This is a genomic window from Streptomyces sp. NPDC041068 (genome assembly GCF_040647455.1).
Taxonomy (GTDB): domain Bacteria; phylum Actinomycetota; class Actinomycetes; order Streptomycetales; family Streptomycetaceae; genus Streptomyces.
Genome location: NZ_JBEZCG010000050.1, coordinates 1 through 3,573, shown reverse-complemented (window position 1 = coordinate 3,573; position 3,573 = coordinate 1). Strand labels below are relative to the sequence as shown.

Below are 3,573 nucleotides of genomic sequence, written 5' to 3'. Positions count from 1 at the left end.
AACGCCACCAGCAGATCGACCGACCGCTCCATCGCCACCGCGACACGGTCGCCGCGGCCCACACCCAAGTCCCCGAGGTACGCCGCGAGGCGACCGGACTCGTTGCACAACTCCCCGTATGTCAGGGCCCGTTCGGCGTCGCTCACCGCCGGTGCGTCGGGTCGCCGGGCCACCTGTGCCGCGATGAGTTCCGGCACCGAGGTGCCCGGTACCGGTTGCTCGGTGGCGTTCCATTCCGAGACGACGAGCTCGCGTTCCGCCGGGCCCGCCACGTCGATCCGGGCCACCGGCGCCGACGGATCCTCGGCCATCCGCTCCAGCACCCGCACCAGACGCTCGACGACCGCCTGCGCGGCGGCGTGGTCGAACAGATCGGGACGGTGGTCGAGCTTGACGGCCATCCGGTCGCCCTCGGGGGCGGCGACGAGGGTGAGCGGGTAGTGGGCCGCCTCCTCCTCGCCGAGGGGACGCATGGTGAAGGCGTCCGGGGCGGGCTCCTCCTGAGGGGGGCGGGGGTAGTTCTCGTACACGACGATCGTGTCGAAGACGGCGCCCGGACCGGCCAGTTTCTGCACCTCGGAGAGTCCGAGGTGCTCGTGCGCCATGAGCGAGGCCCGGCGGCCCTGCAGGGCGGTGAGCATGTGCGCGACGGTCTGCGCGCCGTCGAGCGGCACGCGTACCGGAACGGTGTTGATGAAGAGGCCGACCATCGACTCCACGCCGGGCAGTTCGGCGGGCCGCCCCGCGACGGTCGCGCCGAACACCACATCTGTACGCCCCGCGAGACGCGCGAGGACCAACGCCCACGCACCCTGCACCACCGTGTTCACCGTCAGACCATGGGTCCGGGCCAACTGGCCTATGGCAGCGGTCAGTTCAGGGGAGAGGCGGGTGATCAGGCTCTCGGGCGCCACGGGTGTCCGCGCCGGATCGGCCGGGGCCACGAGAGTCGGTTCCTCGGCCCCGGCGAGCTCGGTGCGCCATGCGGCGCGTGCCGCCTCCTTGTCCTGCCGGCTCAGCCACACCAGGTAGTCGCGGTAGGAGGTCGTCCTGGGAAGCGCGCGGGTGTCGCCGTCCGCCGCGTACACGGCGGGCAGTTCGTTGAACAGGACCGCCATGGACCAGCCGTCCATCACGACATGGTGGCTGGTGAGGACAAGGCGGTGCCGGTCGGCGCCCGTCCGGATCAGCAGCACGCGCAGCAGCGGCGGGACCGCGGGGTCGAGGCGCTGCGCCCGTTCGTGCGCGGCCAGCCGGTCGGCCTCGGCTCGGGCGTCGGCCTCGGCGAGCCCCGAGACGTCCTCCGTACGCCAGGGCAGTACCGCCTCGCGCGCGATGACCTGCACCGCCTCACCGGACTTGCGGCCGCGGAAGCCCGCCCGCAGTGCGCCGTGCCGGGCCAGGAGCGCCTCCCAGGACCTCCGCAACCGTCCCGTGTCCACGGGACCTGCCAGCTCCAGCGTCCGCTGCCCCTGGTAGACGTCCGGGCCCCGGTCGTCGAAGGCGGCGTGGAAGAGCAGGCCCTCCTGCAACGGCGACAGCGGCCAGACGTCCTCGACAAGGGATCGGGTCATCGTTCTGTCTCCTCATGGCGGCGGCGCACCTCGGCGGGGCGTGCCATCGGGGTGATCGAATCGGCGGAGCCGGACACCTCGGTCGAGCCGGGCGCGTCAGTCCAGTTGGTCGAATTCATCGACTTCGTCCTGGGCGAGGTCGAGGAGCGGGAAGTCGGAGGGGCTGTGCCCGCCGGATGCGGGCACGGCGGTGTGGGCCGCGAGGCCGCCGAGCGTCTCCGCCCAGGTGCGGCCCAGGAGTTCGGCCTCGGGCTCCGCCACCAGGTGGGCGGGCCAGTTCAGGCTGAGCGTCAACTCGGGGCCGCCCGGGGTGTCCCGGACCATCGCGCCCACGTCCAGCAGGTGCCGCAGGGGCGTGTCCGGGTGGGACGAGCCGCCGATCGCGTTCCCGCCGGCCATCCGCCAGGGGCCGTCGACCTGACCCTCCGCCGCGTCACCGGCGAACCGCCCCATGTACGTGAAGCTGATCTGCGGGGACGGCCGGTCGCGCAGGGCCGGGCCCGTGTTCGGGTTGAGGTGGCGCAGGAGTTCATGGCCGAGCCCGTCGCCGGGTACCGCGCGCAGCTGCTCCTTGACGGCCTTCACCAGCGCACCCGCCGCGGGGCCACCGGCGAGGACCTCGGCGAGATCCACGTCCGTCGACGTCAGCCGTACCGGGTGGGCGCTGGTGAACCAGCCCACTGTGCGCGACAGGTCCAGTTCCGCGCCGTCCAGGGGCTCGCGACCATGCCCCTCGACGTCGACCAGGAGACCGGACGCCGTGCTCGGCCGCCAGTGCGCGACCGCGGCGGCGAGACCGGCCAGCAGCACATCGTCCACGCCGCAGTGGAACGCGGTCGGCGTGCGCGTCAGCAGCGTCTCGGCCTGCTCCGGTGGTACGGCCCACGAGCGACGACGCAGACTCCGTACGGTGTCCACGGCCGGGTCGAGCATCCTTTGCCCCAGAGGGGATCGATCCTCGCCGAGCAGGGCCAGCCAGCCGTCCATTTCGGCGACTCGCCGCTCGGTGGTCGCCTCCGCGGCCAGCAGCCCGGCCCAGCGGCGGAACGACGTGCCCACCGGGTCCAGCTCCGGCACACGCCCGGCGGCCACCGCCTCGCACGCGGCTTGCAGGTCGGGGAGGAGGATCCGCCAGGACACGCCGTCCACCACCAAGTGATGGGCGACGAGGATCAGTTGGCCGTCCCGCCCCGGGCCCGCGTCCACCCACACCAACCGGGCCATCGCTCCGGAGGCCGGATCGAGCCGCCCCGCGGCCTCGCGCGCGACCGCGTCCACGCCACCGGCCCCGAGCTCCGCCGCGTCCACCCGCAGGACCAGGGCCCCGGCGTCCACGGCGCCGCGCTCGCCGACGATCAGCTTCGGCTCGCCGGGGACCGCGCGGGCCCGCAGCATGTCGTGCGCGTCGAGGACGGCGCCGAGCCCGGCGGCCAGCACGTCGAGGCCGAGCCCCGCCGGGGCGCCGACCACCACCCACTGCGCGAATCCCGGCCGTGCGGCGCGCTCCCCCAGGGCCCGCATCACCGGCGTCCAGGGCACCTCGCCCACACCGACGTCGACGACCGCCGCGGTCTCCTGCCCCACCGCCGCCGCGACCTGCGCAAGCCGCTCCGGGGTCTTCTCCTCGAAGATCTGCCGGGGCGTCACCACCAGGCCCTCCCTGCGCGCCCGGGACACCAGTTGCATCGAGCTGATCGAGTCGCCGCCGAGCGCGAAGAAGCCGTCCTCGACGCCGACCCGCTCCAGACCGAGGACCTCGGCGAACACCTCGCACAGGACGCGCTCGGCCTCCGTACGCGGCTCCCGGCCCGACACGCGGGCGGCGAAGTCGGGAGCGGGCAGGGCCGCCCGGTCCACCTTGCCGTTCACGGTCAACGGCAGCGCGTCGAGAACCAGGACCGCCACCGGAACCATGTACTCCGGCAACCGCTCCCCCACGTACGCGCGCATCTCCTCCGGGACCACCTCCGCCCCGTCCACACCCACCACGTACCCGACC

Annotated in this window: 2 protein-coding genes; both read right to left on the bottom strand. The window is 73.7% G+C overall.

What is annotated here, in order from left to right; translation table 11 throughout:
* Positions 1 to 1,574 (bottom strand): condensation domain-containing protein (locus AB0B50_RS44570; protein WP_362343829.1); only part of this gene is annotated, 1,574 nt, incomplete at its 3' end.
* A 96-nt stretch (positions 1,575 to 1,670) separates the two neighbouring features.
* A partial coding sequence (locus AB0B50_RS44565) for a condensation domain-containing protein (protein WP_362343826.1) occupies positions 1,671 to 3,573 on the bottom strand: 1,903 nt, incomplete at its 5' end.